Below are 17,781 nucleotides of genomic sequence, written 5' to 3'. Positions count from 1 at the left end.
ATGACCGCCGCCCACACCCGCATCCTCGAACTGCGCGCTGAACTGGATCAGCACAACTACCGTTACCACGTGCTTGATGAACCGAGCATTCCGGACGCCGAGTACGACCGCCTGTTCCACGAGCTCAAGGCCCTGGAGGCCGAGCATCCGGAGCTGGTGACGCGGGATTCGCCGACGCAGCGGGTCGGCAGTGCGGCGTTGTCAGCCTTTACCCAGGTGCGTCACGAGATCCCCATGCTCAGCCTGGGCAATGCGTTTGATGAAACCACCATGCTGGAATTTGATCGCCGGGTCACCGAGGGGCTCGACCTGCCCGTGGGTGATCTGTTCGGCGGTGGCGCGGCGGTGGAATACAGCTGTGAGCCGAAGCTGGATGGCCTGGCGGTCAGCCTGCTTTACCAGGATGGCGAATTGGTACGCGGCGCCACCCGTGGCGACGGCACCACCGGCGAGGACATCAGCGTCAACGTGCGCACCGTGCGCAATATCCCGTTGAAACTGCACGGCAGCGGCTGGCCGGCGACCCTGGAAGTGCGCGGCGAAGTGTTCATGTCCAAGGCCGGTTTCGAGCGGCTCAACGCCTCGCAACTGGAAGTCGGCGGCAAAACCTTCGCCAACCCGCGTAATGCGGCGGCGGGCAGCTTGCGTCAGCTGGATTCGAAGATCACCGCCAGTCGCCCGCTGGAGTTCTGCTGCTACGGCATCGGCCAGGTAACCGGGGATATCAGCGACACCCATATCGGTAACTTGAAGCAACTGCAGAAGTGGGGCATGCCCATCAGCCATGAGCTGAAACTGGCCAAGGGCATCCAGGAGTGCTTGGACTATTACCGCGATATCGGCGAGCGACGTAACAGCCTGCCCTATGAAATCGACGGCGTGGTGTTCAAGGTCAACAGCATCGCCTCCCAACGTGAACTGGGCTTTCGCGCCCGCGAGCCGCGCTGGGCCATCGCGCACAAGTTCCCGGCCATGGAAGAACTCACCGAGTTGCTCGACGTTGAGTTCCAGGTCGGCCGCACCGGCGCCGTAACCCCAGTGGCGCGCTTGAAACCGGTCAAGGTCGCGGGCGTCACCGTGTCCAACGCCACCCTGCACAACATGGATGAAGTCGCGCGTCTGGGCTTGATGATCGGCGATACCGTGATTATCCGCCGTGCCGGGGATGTGATCCCGCAGGTCGTCTCCGTGGTCACCGAGCGCCGCCCGGAACACGCCCGCGCGGTGCAGATCCCCGAAAGCTGCCCGGTGTGCGGCTCCCATGTGGAGCGCACCCAGCTGGTCAAGCGCAGCAAGGGCAAGGAAACCGTCAGCGAAGGCGCGGTGTACCGCTGCGTCGGGCGCCTGGCCTGTGGTGCCCAGCTCAAGCAGGCGATTATCCATTTCGTCTCGCGCCGGGCCATGGACATCGACGGGCTCGGTGACAAAACCATCGAGCAACTGGTGGATGAAAAACTCATCGGTTCGCCGGCCGACCTCTACAAGCTTAAATACGAGCAGATCATCGACCTGGAAGGCTTTGCCGATATTTCCAGCAAGAAGCTGATCACCGCCATCGAAAACAGCAAGACCCCGACCCTGGCGCGCTTTATCTACGCCCTGGGCATTCCCGATGTGGGCGAAGAGACGGCCAAGGTGTTGGCGCGCTCCCTGGCGTCCCTTGAGCGCGTGCAGAAGGCCTTGCCGGAAGTGTTGACGTACCTGCCGGATGTGGGCCTGGAAGTGGCCCATGAGATCCACAGCTTCTTCGAAGACAGCCACAACCAGGACGTGATCGGCGCGTTGCTGTCGCCTGATGAATGCGGCCTGCAATTGCAGGATCAGGGCGAGCTGAGCGCCGAGTTCGCCGCCAGTACCACCTTGGGCGGCTTCCTCGACAAGCTGCACGTACCCTCCGTCGGCCCCGGCGCCGCGCAGAAACTTGCGGACAAGTTCGGCAGCCTGGAAGGTGTGATCAAGGCGGACTGGCTCGACATGCGCCAGGCGCTGCCGGAGAAGCAGGCCAAGGCCGTGCGCGAGTTTTTCGATAACCCGGACAACGCCAGCCATGCCCTGGCCATCGAGCAGCAGCTCAAGGACTTCGGCATGCACTGGCAGAGCGAGAAGAAGGTGGTCGAAGGCCTGCCCGAAGCAGGGCATACCTGGGTGCTCACCGGCTCCCTGGAGCTGATGAGTCGCGACGTGGCCAAGGACAAGCTCGAAAGCCTCGGCGCCAAGGTGGCCGGTTCCGTGTCGGCAAAGACCCATTGCGTCGTGGCCGGGCCGGGTGCCGGCTCCAAGTTGGCCAAGGCCAGCGAACTGGGGTTGAAGGTGCTGGACGAAGAGGCCTTTGTCGCGTTCCTTGCCAAACACAACATTTCGGTCTGACGCAGCGCCGGTGGTGAGCGGGCTTGTCGAATCGTCGCACCGCCCGCGCCAGGCTGCGAAGCCGCCCTTGAAGAAAGTGGAACGATCCTGAGTCCCAGATGATCTAGTCTCAGTCACCCAGGGAGAGATCGCCATGTTCCGCTACTTCGAGCAACTCAGTTCGCGCATCGCCGCACCGTTCATGGCCGAAACCTCGCGTAACAGCAAGGTGTGGCAGTGCCGGTGCGGGCAAGCGCTGTTCTTTCGCAACAGCCAATGCCTGGCCTGTCAGGCCCTGCTGGGTTATCAGCCGCAGCAAAGCCGCTTGTCCTCCCTGCAGCCGGGGCCGGTGGATGGCACTTGGCTACAGGACGACAACCTCGATGCCGGCGCCTTCCGCCGCTGCGCCAACCTTGACACCGCGGCGGCCTGCAACTGGCTGATTCCCGCCCACAGCACCGCACCGCTGTGCGTGGCGTGCAGCCTCAACCGCACCATCCCCGACCTGTCGATCCCGGAGAACCCTGAGCGCTGGCGCAAGGTGGAGACCGCCAAGCGTCGGCTGGTGGCGCAGTTGATCAGCCTGGGCCTGCAAGTGGTGCCCAAGAGCGTCGACGAGGACAGCGGCCTGGCGTTCGACTTCGTCGGCATCGACCTGGAAGGCAACGCGCCCATGACCGGGCATGCCAACGGCCTGATCACCCTCGACATCAAGGAAGCCGACGACGCCCACCGCGAAAAAATCCGCGTGCAGATGCGCGAACCCTATCGCACCTTGCTGGGCCACTTTCGCCATGAGGTCGGTCACTATTACTGGGATCGCCTGATCGCCAACAGCCACTGGCTGGAGCCTTTTCGCAACCTGTTCGGCGACGAACGCGCCAGTTACGCCGACGCCCTCGATCAGCACTACCAGAACGGCCCGCGCCCCGACTGGCAGCAAACCTGCGTCAGTGCCTACGCCACCATGCACCCCTGGGAAGACTGGGCCGAAACCTGGGCCCACTACCTGCACATGATGGACGCCGTCGACACCGCCCTGGGCTTTGGCATGAGCGCCCGTGAGATGGACCTGGATTACCAGCCATTCCCACTCACCACTCTCTACGACCCCGAACATCCCGGCGGCGTGGCATTCCTGTCCTTCGTCAACGCCTGGATCGAACTGGCGGGCATGCTCAATGAACTGTCCCGCGCCATGGGCCAGCCGGACTTCTACCCATTCGTGCTGCCACCGGCGGTGATCGCCAAGCTGCACTTCATCCACCTGGTGATCCAGGAAGAGGGTGGCCGGGCGGACGAGGTGTTGCAGGCACAATGATGAACCCCTGTGGGAGGGGATGCTGACGGCCATGGCAAGTGCTTGAACCCCTTCATATTTTTAATCCGTCGCCAACGGTTGTAACTTCCGATGAGATCGGTACAATGGCCCCGCTTGCCGAGAGGCCAGCGTCGTTATGGTGACCCCATCGGTCCCCCCGCAACGATTACCCGTGAACCTGGTCAGAGCCGGAAGGCAGCAGCCACAGCGGGAACATTGTGTGCCGGGGTGTGGCTGGTGGGGTTGCCTCCATAGCGCTCTTCCTTGCAGTCCCCCTTCGATTCAAATCCAAATGACCTGTTTTCAGTCAACTGCCGATGTTTTATTGCGCGGTCGATGATGGTTGTTTCACAACTTTCCAACACCCCTCTGGACAACCCCAAACTGCCTTGTTAGTTTCCGCCGGCCACTTGTTACAGAGTATGACGAGGGCGCCGACTTGATATTGAAGTGCTATCACTTCTTTAACTAACAAGGATGTCTTTGATGAAAAGCCTGCAAGGGTTACCCCGTCTTATCAGTGCTTCGGTAGGTGCGCCGGGTAAAGCCCGCAACTTGCCCGCCGATGTGCAGTGCATCCAGTATTTATTCAATCTGATCATTCCCAAGATGGGTTTCCCGCTGGCCGAAAACGGCAAGTGCGATGGCCAGTTGGTGCAGTGCATCAGCCAATACCAGTTTCGCCACCTCAAGTATGCCCATCCCGATGGTGTGGTCGACCCCACCGGTCGTACGTTCAACAGCCTGATCGAAGAAGCGGTGAAGGTGCCGGTGAAGGCCTTTCCGACGATGCGCATCCCGAGTTTTCTCAATGCATTCGGCAACAACCAGGGCGATGCGGTGCAGGCCACGGTCAATGTGTACCTGGACCGCATGCGCGCGATGATCGAGGCCGAGCGGCGTAACCGGCAATTGATGCTCCAGGCCACGTGCGACGGGGGCATGACCCTCAGTGAAACGGATTTCCAGAATGCTGCCACGCAATTGGGCAGCGGTATTTCGGTGAATATCATCAAGGCCTTCGCCACCGTGGAATCAGGTGGGCGTTCCGGGTTCGGGCCGGCCAAGTTGCCGGTGATCGCGTTTGAAGGGCACTTGTTTCGCAAGTACACCAAGCACATCTACGACCAGGCGCACCCGCTGCTGTCCTACCCCTACAAGAAAAAGGCCGGGCCGCAGTGGCAGGCCAATAACAAGGACCAGGCCAAGGCTTGGGAAACCATGGCCACCGCTTTTGGCCTGGACCAGGAAGCGGCCCTCATGTCGGCGTCGTGGGGCATGTTCCAGATCATGGGCTTTAACTTTGCCTCGTGCGGCTACAAGACGGTGTTTGAGTTTTCGGCAGCACTAAAGGTGAATGCCGGTAACCAACTAAAAGCCTTCCTCGGTTTTTGCAGCAAGAGCCCGGCATTGATGAAGGCCATGAAAGCCAAGGATTTTACCGGCATGGCACGTAACTATAACGGCGAGGACTACGGCAACTACGACGTCCTTATGCAAAAAGCCTACGAAAAACTTGAAGGGAAAAAATAGGATGATCCGTTTTCTAGCGATAGGTGTGTTGTCGTTGTGCGCCGTGGGCCCTGCCTTGGCCGGTTCGGCCGCGTTGCATTCGGGCAAGTACGAAGGGCTGATGCTGGCAGTGACGCCGGAGCATCAGGTCGAAGGGTTCTATTCGGAAGCCATGGGCGAGGGCGTCACCCGCCGTTGCGCGTTTTACCTGCAAGGCAAGCCTGAGGCGCTCACCACGTGGCTTGACGAGGCTCATCCCGGCAGCCTGGCGCCTTCGACCGATGGCGTGACCCTGACGGTGGAAGAGGGCCGCCAGCACCCCGGCTGCCTGAACGTACTGATGCCGGAGATTGCCACCGGCCTGGACCTGACCCAGACCGCCAGCAAACAATGGATCGGCCTGGTGACGGTATCCGCCGACAAGGCTTACCTGCTGAAAACCCCAGGCGCCAAGGCCGCCAAGCGTCCGTATATCGTCAAGCGCGATGTGGTCGGTGTGCTGGCCTTCAAGGACGGTTGGGCCCAGGTCGAGTTCATCAATGACGACGACCGCTCGTTCAGTGGCTGGATCAGCCAGGATCAATACAGTCGACTGGTCGCGCCCAACTGAGTCATCCCAATCGCCGCAGTGTGCCGGGCACGCTGCGGCGTTTTTGTGCCTGGGGTTCAGGCCTTGCTGCGGTTGAACAGCTTGCGAATCACTGCGAGCAGCGCCACTACGCCGATCACCAGGAACTTCTTCGCAGCCAGCAGGAAGATACCGATCTTGGCAAATAGCCCGGCCTTGGCGGCGATCCCACCGGCAACCAGCGCGGCGAGGCCGTAAGTGGCAAGCTTGTCGGTTTTCGGGTTGAAGTCGGTATAGAGGTTGCCGTCGGTGAAGTTGGTAAAGGCCAGCACCTTAGGCAATTCCTGTTGGATGGTGGCCAGGTCGGCCATGGCGGCCACAGCGTTGAGTTCCAGTACGCCTTCACGGCCCAACACGCGGATGCTGTAGTTGAGGGTGTTCTGGTCGGCGTCGTCAGCCTTCAGTTCGCGGGCCCAATACATCTTGTGGGTGGTGTCGTCGTAGCGCGGTGGCTCGGCCCAGCCCAGCAGGTGCAGGCCGGCGTAGCCTTGTTTCTGGCGTTCCTTGTTCTCTGCTTCGTCTTCTTCCTGCATTTGCTTGAGCAGGTCGGCGTAGTCGATTTTTGCCGCATCTTCGTCGGAGATGTGCCCATCTGCCTTGTAGCTGACGATCACGCCCCAACCGCGTTCCGACAATGGGCTGACGGCTTTGGGCACGATCATGCCCAGGGTCTTGAAGCCCGGCGGGTTGCCCCAGCCATCGGTGAGCAAGCGCTCGGTATCGGCGGGGTCGAGGTAGTAGAACTCGTCGGTGAGCTTGAGGGTGGCGATGCCGCTGGGCAGGGTGACCGTGCCGGTCTTTTGGTTGAGTGACGCCAGAAAGTGCTCGGCTGTTTCGGCGGGGGCACTGGTTTCAATGGGGGCAGGCGAGGCAGCAGCAACGGCAGGCGCGGCAGGCAGGCTCAGAGCGGCCGCCGCCAACAACAGGCGGAAGTAATTCATGGTAGTCCCTTACATTTTGAATTAATTTCGCTGGAGGATAACCGAAACAACATGTTGCGAGTTAGTCAAAAGTCTCCCGCAACAGCTCGGCAAATGCGTCCCTGGCCAGATGCCGCTGGGTGTCCTTGTGCCAGAACAGCAGGTTATCCACCGCCGCCAACTCTTCAAATCGATAAGACGCCAGCTGGTTGGCCTGCTCATAGCGGGCCAGGATCCCCTCCGGCGCCAACGCCACGCCAATCCCCGCGCTGACGCAGCCGATAATCGTGCCCCAGCTTGCATAACTGGCGATGGTCGGCTTGAAGTCATGGGGCTTGACCCAGTTTTCCAGGGCTGCGCGATACGGGCAGCCGGGTGGCCATACCAGCAGGGTGCGGCCGGCGAGGTCCTCGGCGCCACTGATGGGGGCGCTGGACGCGCTGGCGATCAGCACCAGGCGTTCGCTGTAGACCACGCTGTGTTCGAGCTTGGTGCGTTTGTTGCCGGCGGCCACCAGCGCCACGTCCAGGCGGTGGTGTTGCAGGTCGTCGAGCAACGGGCCCCAGGCGCCGGTCACCAGTTCCAGGCTGACATCGGGGTAGCGCCGATGATACTCCGCCAGCAGGGGCGGCAAGCGCCCGCTGGCGCTGGACTCCACCGCGCCGATACGCAAGGTGCCACGGGGAATCGCATTGGCGTCCACGGCGCGTTTGGACTCATCCACCAGCGCCAGGATGCGCTCGCAGTAATCCAGGAAGATCTCACCGGCGGCACTGATGGCCAGTCCACGTCCGGCGCGGATGAATAGCGGTGTGCCCAGCTCGCCTTCCAGCTGCTTGATGCGCGTGGTGATGTTGGACGGCACGCAATGCAGCAGCACGGCCGCCTGGGCCACGCTGCCGGTTTGTGCCACCGCTCGCACCATTTTCAGTTGGGCCAGTTCCATTGCTCAGTTCCAGTGATTGCAGAAGTCAGAAACGGTTAATTGTCCTGCGCCTTGCCCGGGCCAAGACTGACGGCACTCCTTCCCGGTTTCTGGACGCCATCGATGAATACCCCTTCACCTGTAAAGCTTACGCTAGTCATCGCCAGCGTCATCCTGTGTTGGGCCTATTCGCCGATTGGCGTGCACGTCGGGCTGCACAGCTACAGTCCCGGCCAATTGGCATTGCTAAGGTTTTTGATTGCCTCGCTGTTCATGGGTGGTGTGGCACTGGTGATGGGCATCGGCCGGCCGCGCCTGCGGGATGTTCCGTGGTTGCTGGTGCTGGGGTTCTTCGGCGTGTTCCTGCATCACACCAGCCTCAACTATGGGCAGCAATGGGTAACGGCAGCGGCGTCCAGCGTCCTGGCGCAGTCGGCGCCGTTGTTCAGTGTGCTGATCGCGTTTTTCTGTCTGAAGGAACGGGTCAGTGCCTGGCGCTGGGGCTGCGTCTTGCTGGGGCTGCTCGGCGTGCTGGTGGTGATCTGGGGGGATCAGGGGCTGGGTGAGATCGACCCGCGTGGCTTGTTGATCCTGCTGGCGGCGGTGTCGTGGAGCGTGTACTTCGCCCTGCAGAAACACTATGCCCACCGCTACAGTCCGCTGACCATGGCGTGCTACATGGTGTGGGCGGGCACCCTGATGCTGTGTGTGAACCTGCCGGGCCTGCCGGCTGCAGTGGTGCAGGCGCCGTTGGCAGAGAACGTGGCGGTGCTGGTGCTCGGGATTTTCCCCAGCGCCTTGGCGTATCTGGCCTGGGGGTATGTGTTGAAGCATGTGGAGGTCAGCCGCGCGTCGGTGGCGATGTACCTGATCCCGCCGGTGGCGATGGTGATGGCCGCGACGTTGCTGGGCGAGCACATTGCCGTGCAGGTGATGCTGGGCGCTGTGATCGTGCTGGCCAGCGTGGCGGCCATCAGCCTGGAGGGGCGCTGGTGGTCAGTCGTTCAGGCTAAACGCGCGCAAGCGGTGGCCGTCGAGGTCCTGGGCGACGAAGGTGTAGCCGAAGTCCATGGGCGTCGGTGACTGGACAATGATGGCGCCCCGTTCTGCCCATTGGTCGTGCAACGCGTCCACGGCGGCCATGTCGGGCAGCGAGAAGCCCACTTCACCGCCACCGCCTGTGAACCGGGCTGCCGGCTCGACGGTATGACGCGACCACAGCCCGAGCTTTACCCCGTTGTCCAGAATGAACAGGGCAAAGGTCGGGTTCAATTCGACCGGCGGCTTGCCCAGCAGGCGGCTATAGAAATGGGCACTGGTGGCCGGGCTGTCGACGTACAGCAGGAAGTAATGGGCGAGGGTGTTCATGTGGGCTCCTTGAGAACGGGCGTGGTGTGGCGCCGAGTCTATAAGGAGTGCCTGTCAGTTTTTGTCAGGAGCGTGCAGGGGGACCGGGTCTTCACCAGTGTATAGCTTGATGATGTCGTCGATTTCGCCGGACATTTTCATCCGCAGCAAAGTGCGCAGGATCTTTTGGGCCGGCACGTCGGGATCGTTGCGCACGATGCAGCCGAGGTTTTGCTCCTCAATCAGCGCAACTTTGTGCAAGCGCTGGCTGATTGGCATTTTCTGGTTGAAACGGTCGACGATCCATTCATTGCTCACTGCGTAGTTGAATCGCCCCGCCACCAGCTTGTGCAGCACCTGTTCTTCGCTGCGGGCGTCGTCGCGGGTGAGTTGGCCGTTGGCAAACAGTGGGTCGAGGGCGCCATAGCGATAGTTGAGCACCGTGCCGATCGGCTGGGGTGTCAGCTTGAGCACCTGCACCGGCTGGTTGCGCACACTGACCAGCACATTGCGCTGCACCATTAAAGGCAAGCTCCAGATGTAGTCGCCGGACAGGTTGTCGACCCACGCCTGGGTGACATAACAGCGCACATCAATATCCCCGTGACCCATGGCTGTGGCGATACGGGCGCGGGCCAGCACGTGGAATTCCGCCGGCTGGCCAACCTGGGTGGCCAGGCTCAACATCAAATCATACAAAATCCCCTGTGTAGGCCGGCCGTTCTCCACCTGCACCATGGGCATCGCCCAACTGTCGGAAACCGAGAAACGCAGCGGTGCAGGCGCCGCCAGGCAAGCCGTGGTCATCATCCATAAAGCGCCCAGGACTACGCGCATACACTCTCCGGGTTCAGGCCTTTTCGGGGCCAGTCAGCAGAGCTTAGTCAGATTAGGCGAGCGTGCCGGATGCAATTTCCCCCTTGCTCCGCTAGCATTACCCGCTTCCGCTTCCCAGTTGCGACGGTTTTCGATGAGTTATCAGGTTCTTGCACGTAAATGGCGTCCGCGCTCGTTCCGCGAAATGGTCGGCCAGACCCATGTGCTCAAGGCTCTGATCAATGCCTTGGACAGCCAGCGGCTGCACCACGCCTATCTGTTCACCGGTACCCGTGGAGTGGGCAAGACCACCATTGCGCGCATCATCGCCAAATGCCTGAACTGTGAAACCGGTATCACTTCGACGCCCTGCGGCACCTGCTCGGTGTGCCGCGAGATCGACGAAGGGCGTTTCGTCGACCTGATCGAGATCGACGCCGCGAGCCGCACCAAGGTCGAAGACACCCGCGAGCTGCTCGACAATGTGCAGTACGCGCCCAGCCGTGGCCGCTTCAAGGTCTACCTGATCGACGAAGTGCACATGCTTTCCAGCCATTCCTTCAACGCCTTGTTGAAAACCCTGGAAGAGCCGCCGCCCTACGTCAAATTCATCCTGGCCACCACCGACCCGCAGAAACTGCCTGCAACGATCCTGTCGCGGTGCCTGCAGTTCTCCCTGAAGAACATGACCCCCGAGCGCGTGGTGGAGCATTTGACCCACGTGCTGGGTGTCGAGAACGTACCGTTCGAAGACGACGCACTGTGGCTGCTGGGCCGCGCCGCCGATGGCTCGATGCGCGATGCCATGAGCCTCACCGACCAGGCCATTGCCTTTGGTGAAGGCAAGGTCATGGCCGCCGATGTGCGCGCCATGCTCGGCACCCTGGACCACGGCCAGGTGTTCGACGTGCTGCACGCGCTGATCGAGGGCGATGCCAAGGCGTTGCTCGAAGCCGTGCGCCACCTCTCGGAGCAAGGCCCGGACTGGAACGGCGTGCTCTCGGAAATCCTCAATGTGCTGCACCGCGTTGCCATCGCCCAGGCATTGCCGGAAGGTGTCGACAACGGCCATGGCGACCGCGACCGCGTGTTGGCCCTGGCCCAGGCGTTGCCGGCCGAAGACGTGCAGTTCTACTACCAGATGGGCCTGATCGGTCGTCGCGACCTGCCTTTGGCGCCCGATCCGCGCGGAGGCTTCGAGATGGTCCTGCTGCGGATGCTGGCCTTCCGGCCGGCGGATTCGGCCGACGCACCGAGACAGCCGCTAAAGCCAGTGGGGATCAGCCAGGCCACAGTTGATTCCGCCAAACCAGTGGCTGGCGCGGCGGTGGTCGCGCCAGTGGTTGCTGCCCCTGTTGCACCGGCGCCTGAGCCGGCACCGGTGGTGGTGGCAGCGGTGGTGGAGCCGGAACTGGTTGTAGAGCCCGAGCCTGTGGTCGACCTGCCCTGGAATGACCCGGTAGACGCTGAGGCCGAGGTCGAACAGCAGCCCTATGTCGAGCCGGTACTGGAAACCGCTGGCGAGCAGCCTGAGCTGACGCCGATGCCTGCGCCGACGCCGGACAGCGTGGTACCGGCCGCCCCCGAGTGGGTGTCGGCCCCGGTGCCCGAGCCGACCGTGGCCCAGGTCGAAGCCGCAACCCCGGGCATCGACCTCGACGACGAACCGCCGCTGGACGAAGATTACATCGAGCCGGACATGGATTCGGCCTACAGCTACCTGGACGACCTGGCCAGCGAGCACACCGCCGAGCCGGCCCCGGAACCCGAGGCGGAGCCTGCTGCGGCACCGGCCACCGGCCTGGCCCTGCAATGGCTGGAGCTGTTCCCGAAACTGCCGATTTCCGGCATGACCGGCAGCATCGCCGCCAACTGCACCCTGATCGCCATCGATGGCGACCACTGGCTGTTGCACCTGGACCCCGCCCACAGCGCCCTGTTCAACGCGACCCAGCAGCGGCGCCTCAATGACGCCCTGAACCAGTACCATGGGCGCACGCTGACCATCGCCATCGAGTTGATCAAGCCCGAGCAGGAAACCCCTGCCCAGGCCGCGACCCGCCGGCGTATCAACCGCCAGCGCGAGGCTGAGGACTCGATCCACGGCGATCCGCTCATCCAGCAAATGATGCAGCAGTTCGGTGCGGTCGTTCGCCAAGATACAATTGAACCTGTCGAAGCCCCGGTGCCCCAGGCGTCCTGACACCGGGCTATTCATTGATCCACGTACTTTTGAGGTGATTCCCATGATGAAAGGTGGCATGGCCGGCCTGATGAAGCAGGCGCAGCAGATGCAGGAAAAGATGGCCAAGATGCAGGAAGAGCTGGCCAACGCCGAAGTCACCGGTAAAGCCGGTGGCGATATGGTCAGCGTGGTGATGACCGGTCGTCACGACATCAAGCGCGTGAGCATCGACCCAAGCGTATTGCCAGGCGTGGGCGAAGATGACCTGGAAATGCTCGAGGCGTTGTTCGCCGCGGCCGTCAACGACGCCGTGCGCAAGATCGAAGCCAACAGCCAGGACAAAATGTCCGGCGTGACTGCCGGCATGCAACTGCCACCGGGCATGAAGCTGCCGTTCTGATCGCCAGGCTTTAGCTAGACTCCAATGCCAGGCCTTGTGCCTGGCATTTTTGTTTGTGCCAATCCAATCGAACCCTGGCGCGGCACCCATGGTCTGCACCCTATACCGATAGATTCGATCAAGGAGCCCCTTCATGCCTCACGAACCGACATTGAACCAGCGCATTGTCCTGGTCTCACGCCCTCAAGGCGCACCCACGCCGGAAAACTTCCGCCTGGAACGGGTGACCTTGCCGGAATTGGCAGACGGCCAGGTCCTGCTGAAGACGCTCTACCTCTCCCTCGACCCTTATATGCGCGGGCGCATGAGCGACGCACCGTCCTACGCCGCACCGGTGGAAATCGACGAGGTGATGACCGGCGGGGCTGTCAGCCGTGTCGAGCAATCGCGTAATCCGAAATTCGAGGTGGGTGATCTGGTCGTCGGCGCCACCGGTTGGCAGAGCCACAGCATTTCCGACGGCCGCAACCTGATCCCGGTGCCCAATGGCCTGGCCAGCCCGTCCATGGCCCTGGGGGTGCTGGGCATGCCAGGCATGACCGCCTACATGGGCCTGATGGACATCGGCCAGCCGAAAGCCGGAGAAACCCTGGTGGTGGCGGCTGCCTCCGGCGCGGTGGGTTCGGTGGTCGGCCAGGTGGCCAAGCTCAAGGGCCTGCGTGTGGTCGGGATTGCGGGCGGTGCCGAGAAGTGCCGCTACGTGGTGGACGAATTGGGTTTTGATGCCTGCATCGACCACAAGAGCGCAACGTTTGCCGACGACTTGGCCCAGGCCTGCTTCAAGGGCGTGGACATTTATTTCGAAAACGTCGGTGGCAAGGTGTTCGACGCCGTGCTGCCGTTGCTCAACCCCAAGGCGCGCATCCCCCTGTGCGGGCTGATCGCCGGCTATAACGCCCATGAAGCGCCCAGCGGGCCTGACCGCTTGCCGGCGCTGCAACGCACGTTGTTGACCAAGCGTGTACGGATCCAGGGCTTTATCGTGTTTGACGACTATGGTGATCGCCAGCCGGAGTTCCTCAGCGCCATGGCGCCGTGGGTACGCGACGGCAAGATCAAGTTCCGCGAAGACGTGGTCGAGGGCCTGGAGCAGGCGCCCGAAGCCTTTATCGGTTTGCTGGAAGGGCGCAACTTCGGCAAGTTGGTGGTACGGGTCGCGCAGGATTGAGCATTTGACGCTAATCCGAGGCGCGGGTATAAACCGCGTCTCGTTGTTTTGTCGGACCACTCGCCCATGAGCTTCAGCCCCCTGATTCGCCAACTGATCGACGCCCTGCGCACGTTGCCGGGTGTCGGCCAGAAAACCGCCCAACGCATGGCGCTGCAACTGCTGGAGCGTGATCGCAGCGGCGGTACCCGGTTGGCCCAGGCCCTGAGCCAGGCCATGACCGGGGTGGGCCACTGCCGCCAGTGCCGTACCCTTACCGAAGAAGAACTCTGCCCGCAATGTGCCGACCCGCGCCGCGACGACACGCTGCTGTGCGTGGTGGAAGGGCCGATGGATGTGTACGCGGTGGAGCAGACCGGTTATCGCGGGCGCTACTTCGTGCTCAAGGGCCATCTCTCGCCGCTCGATGGCCTGGGTCCGGAGGCCATCGGCATTCCGCAGCTGGTGGCGCGTATCGAGGAGCAGGGCACCTTTACCGAGGTGATCCTGGCCACCAACCCGACCGTGGAAGGTGAAGCCACCGCGCATTACATCGCCCAACTGCTGAGCAACAAAGGCCTGGTCACTTCGCGAATCGCCCATGGCGTGCCGCTGGGTGGCGAATTGGAGTTGGTGGACGGCGGCACGTTGGCGCATTCGTTCGCCGGTCGTAAACCGATCGCGCTCTGACGATCAGCGCAGGATCAAATGTGGGAGGGGCAGTGCGGCGAATCCACTTGCCCCTGATAACGTCAGTCCGCGCAGCCGTTACCGCTCGGTGAGGGCAAAGCGGGTCAGGCAAAACGTCGGGATGCCCATGTCTTCCAGGCGTTGCGAGCCGCCCAGTTCCGGCAGGTCAATGATCGCCGCCGCTTCAAAGATCTTCGCCCCCATGCGTCGCACCAGGTTGGCCGCCGCGATCAGGGTACCGCCCGTGGCGATCAGGTCATCGAACATCAGCACCGAATCACCTTCGCACAGGCTGTCGGCATGCACTTCGAGGAAGGCCTCGCCGTATTCGGTCTGGTAACCCTCGGACAGCACGTCAGCCGGCAGCTTGCCCTGCTTGCGGAACAGGATCAGCGGCTTGTTCAGTTGGTAGGCGATGATCGAGCCGATCAGGAAGCCGCGCGCATCCATCGCGCCGATATGGCTGAAATCGGCCTCGACATAGCGATGGGCAAAGGTGTCAGCCACCAGGCGCAGGGCCTTGGGCGATTGGAACAGCGGTGTGATGTCACGAAAGATCACCCCAGGCTTGGGGAAGTCGATGACGGGGCGGATCAGGGATTTGATGTCGAACGAATCGAAAGTCATCGTCGAAGAGTCCTGGGCGGAAAACGGACTCGAAGTATACCTGCGGCCTCACCGATTGGCGCGGCCGCAAGCGTCTGCATCAGCCTTCCAAGGAACCACCGGCGAGTGCGCACAGCTGGATCGGGTCAAGGATATGCACTTCCTTGCCTTCGGCGGCCAGCAGTTCGCTCTGCTGGAAGCGGGTAAACACACGGGATACGGTTTCCACCGCCAGGCCCAGGTAATTGCCGATTTCGTTGCGCGACATGCTCAGGCGGAACTGGTTGGCCGAGAACCCACGGGCACGGAACCGCGCCGACAGGTTGACCAGGAAGGTGGCGATGCGCTCGTCGGCGGTTTTCTTCGACAACAGCAGCATCATCTGTTGGTCGTCACGAATCTCGCGGCTCATCACGCGCATCAATTGACGGCGCAGTTGTGGCAATTGCAGGGCCAGTTCGTCCAGGCGCTCGAAGGGGATTTCGCACACTGAGGTGGTTTCCAGGGCCTGGGCCGACACCGGGTGAATCTCGGTGTCCATGCCCGACAACCCGACCAGCTCGCTGGGCAGGTGGAAACCGGTGATCTGCTCTTCGCCGCTGTCGCTCAGGCTGAAGGTCTTCAGCGCGCCCGAACGTACTGCATAGACGGAATCGAACTTGTCCCCCTGGCGAAACAGAAACTCGCCTTTCTTGAGCGGGCGACCGCGTTTAACGATTTCGTCCAGCGCATCCATGTCTTCCAGATTCAACGAAAGTGGCAAGCAGAGGGGGGCCAGGCTGCAATCCTTGCAGTGAGCCTGGCTGTGAGCGCGCAGTTTGACTGGCTCGGACATTTCTTAAATCCTTGTGGGAAAACACACATAAGACGTAAGGGTACCGCACTGGTGGGCAGTGAAGCCAGCCTGTACAAAAAACAGGCAACGGTATAAAGCTTTTTGTACCGTTGCCGATACAGTTGCATATCTACCCTTCGGAGCTCGGATCATGTCTGTTATCGCGGCTTACAACCCTGCCATCCGTGTACCCAGCGTGCAGGACTTGAAGCCCGCTGCCGAGGCCGAGGAAAAGCTGCCCGTGACCGCGCCGGCGCCTGAAACCAAGGTGATTGAAGGGGTGACGGTGACTATTTCCGCCGCAGCGTTCAAGGCGGCCGGGGCGCCCAAAAGCGCGAATGCCGATATCGACGACAGCGGCCTGGACGATAACGTCAAGGAGGTGCTGAAAATGATCCGCAAGCTGAAACAGCAGATCGCCGAGAAAATGGCTGAGCTTCAGGCGATCGCGGCAGACAAAAGCTTGACCCCGGAGCAGGCCCGGGCCAAGACCGCCAATGTGCAAGGCGCGATCAGTTCGTTGCAGGCAGGTTTGATGACGGCCCAGACCTCTCTGGCCAAAGCGATGAAGACCATGAGCGCCGATGACGCGCTCAAAGCCGCGTCGTTGTCGATGTAACTAGATCACCCGCGAAAACCGCTGCCGGTTCTGGTGCTCCAGGTACGCATCGAACACCATGCAGACTGAACGCACCAGCAGCCGTCCGGCGGGCAGCACGCGAATGCCTTGGGCATCCAGTTCGATCAGGCCGTCTTGCGCCATCGCCTCAAGTTGCGGCCAGACCTCGTCGAAATACCCGCGAAAATCGATGTTGAACGCCTGTTCGATCTGCTCGAAGGCCAGGCTGAACGTGCAGATCAACTGCTGGATCACTTCCCGACGTAACCGATCATCCGTGGTGCACAGCAAGCCACGGCTGGTGGCCAGTTGGGCGCTGGCCAGGGCGTTCTGATAGCCGTTCAGGTCACTGCTGTTCTGGCAATACAGGTCGCCGATCTGGCTGATGGCTGACACGCCGAGCCCGATCAGGTCGCAATGGCCGTGGGTGGTGTAGCCCTGGAAGTTACGTTGCAGCGTGCCTTCTTCCTGGGCAATGGCGAGTTCGTCGTCCGGCAGGGCGAAGTGGTCCATGCCGATATAGCGGTAGCCGGCCTGGGTCAGTTGCTCGATGGTGGTTTGCAGCATCAGCAGTTTGGATTCCGGCGACGGCAACTCCTCGCTGTTGATCCGGCGTTGGGGCATGAAGCGTTCCGGCAGATGCGCGTAGTTGAACACCGACAGGCGGTCCGGCTGCAGCTTGATCACTTCCTCCACGGTGCGCGCGAAGTTGATCGGCGTCTGCTTGGGCAGGCCGTAGATCAGGTCGATATTGATCGAGCGAAACTGCAGGGTGCGGGCGGCGTCGATCACCGCGCGGGTTTCTTCCAGGCTTTGCAGGCGGTTGACCGCGCGCTGCACGTCGGGGTCGAGGTCTTGCAGGCCGATGCTCACCCGGTTGAAGCCGAGTTCACGCAGCAGGCCCATGGTCGCCCAGTCGGCTTCGCGCGGGTCGATCTCGATGCTGTAGTCGCCGGAGTCGTCGTCGAGCAGATTGAAGTGCTGGCGCAGGCTGCCCATGACCTGGCGCAGTTCGTCGTGGCTGAGAAAGGTCGGGGTGCCGCCGCCGAAGTGCAATTGCTCGACTGATTGTTTCGGGTCGAGGTGGCAGGCCACCAGCTGAATCTCCTGCTCCAGGCGTTGCAGGTAGGCCTGGGCGCGGCCGCGGTCCTTGGTGATCACCTTGTTGCACGCGCAGTAGTAGCAAATGTTCGCGCAGAACGGCACATGCACATACAGCGACAACGGTCGCGTGGCCTTGCGGCTTTCGCGCAGGGCGTGGAGCAGGTCGAAGGTGCCGACCTGGCTGTCGAATTGTACGGCGGTGGGGTAGGACGTGTAGCGCGGTCCCGCCAGGTCGTAGCGTTGAATCAGATGTGGGTCCCAACGAATGGCGTCGAGCATGCGGGCATTCCCCGGATAGGCTAGTGAGCCGAGTCTAGGGGCGTGGCCGGTAGGGCATCTTGATTTGCATCAACGGGGAGCGGCGCTATGCCACATAGCCT

The 17,781-nt window shown here is 62.0% G+C and carries 17 protein-coding genes and 1 other RNA gene; 11 read left to right on the top strand and 7 right to left on the bottom strand.

Going from position 1 to position 17,781, the window contains the following annotated elements; translation table 11 throughout:
• From ligA to FX984_RS11490, 5 genes are all read left to right on the top strand, one after another.
• Positions 1-2,367 carry an NAD-dependent DNA ligase LigA gene (gene ligA, locus FX984_RS11510; protein WP_027603709.1) on the top strand — a complete coding sequence of 789 codons (2,367 nt, stop codon included), beginning with the start codon at positions 1-3 and terminating at the stop codon, positions 2,365-2,367.
• Between the two features lie 133 nt (positions 2,368-2,500).
• On the top strand, positions 2,501-3,667 hold the full coding sequence (locus FX984_RS11505; RefSeq protein WP_146476744.1) for a zinc-binding metallopeptidase family protein: 1,167 nt from the start codon (positions 2,501-2,503) through the stop codon (positions 3,665-3,667).
• Between the two features lie 146 nt (positions 3,668-3,813).
• An RNA gene (gene ffs, locus FX984_RS11500) (signal recognition particle sRNA small type) lies at positions 3,814-3,910 on the top strand.
• Positions 3,911-4,153: 243 nt separating this feature from the next.
• Positions 4,154-5,200 (top strand): N-acetylmuramidase family protein, encoded by a 1,047-nt coding sequence (locus FX984_RS11495; protein WP_027603711.1) that lies wholly within the window; start codon positions 4,154-4,156, stop codon positions 5,198-5,200.
• 1 nt (position 5,201) lies between these two features.
• A complete protein-coding gene (locus FX984_RS11490; protein ID WP_027603712.1) occupies positions 5,202-5,789 on the top strand; it encodes a hypothetical protein in 588 nt (195 codons plus the stop codon).
• Between the two features lie 56 nt (positions 5,790-5,845).
• On the opposite strand, the gene FX984_RS11485 is transcribed toward FX984_RS11490, so the two are convergent.
• Together FX984_RS11485 and FX984_RS11480 are read right to left on the bottom strand one after the other, a co-directional pair.
• Positions 5,846-6,748, bottom strand: a complete 903-nt coding sequence (locus FX984_RS11485) for a DUF2167 domain-containing protein (protein ID WP_027603713.1) — start codon at positions 6,746-6,748, stop codon at positions 5,846-5,848.
• A gap of 61 nt (positions 6,749-6,809) precedes the next feature.
• The gene (locus FX984_RS11480) at positions 6,810-7,673 is read right to left on the bottom strand and encodes a LysR family transcriptional regulator (protein WP_027603714.1); all 864 of its coding nucleotides are present in this window, start codon (positions 7,671-7,673) and stop codon (positions 6,810-6,812) included.
• A gap of 102 nt (positions 7,674-7,775) precedes the next feature.
• Between FX984_RS11480 and FX984_RS11475 the strand changes: the two genes are divergently transcribed.
• A complete protein-coding gene (locus tag FX984_RS11475) occupies positions 7,776-8,735 on the top strand; it encodes a DMT family transporter (RefSeq protein ID WP_146476743.1) in 960 nt (319 codons plus the stop codon).
• Here the strand turns inward: FX984_RS11475 and FX984_RS11470 are convergent.
• Together FX984_RS11470 and FX984_RS11465 are read right to left on the bottom strand one after the other, a co-directional pair.
• Positions 8,649-9,020 (bottom strand): VOC family protein, encoded by a 372-nt coding sequence (locus FX984_RS11470; RefSeq protein ID WP_027603716.1) that lies wholly within the window; start codon positions 9,018-9,020, stop codon positions 8,649-8,651. The two genes, FX984_RS11475 and FX984_RS11470, sit on opposite strands and share 87 nt — an antisense overlap.
• A 54-nt stretch (positions 9,021-9,074) precedes the next feature.
• Positions 9,075-9,836 (bottom strand): substrate-binding periplasmic protein, encoded by a 762-nt coding sequence (locus tag FX984_RS11465; protein WP_027603717.1) that lies wholly within the window; start codon positions 9,834-9,836, stop codon positions 9,075-9,077.
• Positions 9,837-9,969: 133 nt separating this feature from the next.
• On the opposite strand from FX984_RS11465, the gene dnaX reads away from it, so the two are divergent.
• The 4 genes from dnaX (at position 9,970) to recR (ending at position 14,237) form a co-directional block, all read left to right on the top strand.
• On the top strand, positions 9,970-12,018 hold the full coding sequence (dnaX, locus tag FX984_RS11460) for a DNA polymerase III subunit gamma/tau (RefSeq protein WP_146476742.1): 2,049 nt from the start codon (positions 9,970-9,972) through the stop codon (positions 12,016-12,018).
• Between the two features lie 43 nt (positions 12,019-12,061).
• On the top strand, positions 12,062-12,400 hold the full coding sequence (locus FX984_RS11455; protein ID WP_003193199.1) for a YbaB/EbfC family nucleoid-associated protein: 339 nt from the start codon (positions 12,062-12,064) through the stop codon (positions 12,398-12,400).
• Positions 12,401-12,533: 133 nt separating this feature from the next.
• Positions 12,534-13,568 carry an NADP-dependent oxidoreductase gene (locus FX984_RS11450; protein ID WP_065924748.1) on the top strand — a complete coding sequence of 345 codons (1,035 nt, stop codon included), beginning with the start codon at positions 12,534-12,536 and terminating at the stop codon, positions 13,566-13,568.
• A 66-nt stretch (positions 13,569-13,634) separates the two neighbouring features.
• The gene (gene recR / locus FX984_RS11445; protein ID WP_027603720.1) at positions 13,635-14,237 is read left to right on the top strand and encodes a recombination mediator RecR; all 603 of its coding nucleotides are present in this window, start codon (positions 13,635-13,637) and stop codon (positions 14,235-14,237) included.
• Between the two features lie 78 nt (positions 14,238-14,315).
• Here recR and FX984_RS11440 read toward each other — a convergent pair whose 3' ends face one another.
• Together FX984_RS11440 and fnr are read right to left on the bottom strand one after the other, a co-directional pair.
• The gene (locus FX984_RS11440) at positions 14,316-14,864 is read right to left on the bottom strand and encodes an adenine phosphoribosyltransferase (protein WP_027603721.1); all 549 of its coding nucleotides are present in this window, start codon (positions 14,862-14,864) and stop codon (positions 14,316-14,318) included.
• A 79-nt stretch (positions 14,865-14,943) separates the two neighbouring features.
• Positions 14,944-15,678: a fumarate/nitrate reduction transcriptional regulator Fnr gene (fnr, locus tag FX984_RS11435; protein WP_027603722.1), complete on the bottom strand. Its 735-nt coding sequence runs from the start codon at positions 15,676-15,678 to the stop codon at positions 14,944-14,946.
• Positions 15,679-15,829: 151 nt separating this feature from the next.
• Between fnr and FX984_RS11430 the strand changes: the two genes are divergently transcribed.
• Entirely contained in the window at positions 15,830-16,297 is a 468-nt protein-coding gene (locus tag FX984_RS11430) for a hypothetical protein (RefSeq protein WP_092355340.1), read from the top strand.
• On the opposite strand, the gene hemN is transcribed toward FX984_RS11430, so the two are convergent.
• On the bottom strand, positions 16,298-17,680 hold the full coding sequence (gene hemN / locus FX984_RS11425) for an oxygen-independent coproporphyrinogen III oxidase (RefSeq protein ID WP_027603724.1): 1,383 nt from the start codon (positions 17,678-17,680) through the stop codon (positions 16,298-16,300). It lies immediately after the preceding gene.
• Positions 17,681-17,781 lie beyond the last annotated feature (101 nt).

The sequence above is a fragment of the Pseudomonas marginalis genome (assembly GCF_008692035.1).
GTDB lineage: Bacteria > Pseudomonadota > Gammaproteobacteria > Pseudomonadales > Pseudomonadaceae > Aquipseudomonas > Aquipseudomonas marginalis.
Note: the sequence above shows the minus strand (reverse complement) of the source record. Positions and strands in the feature narration are given on the sequence as shown.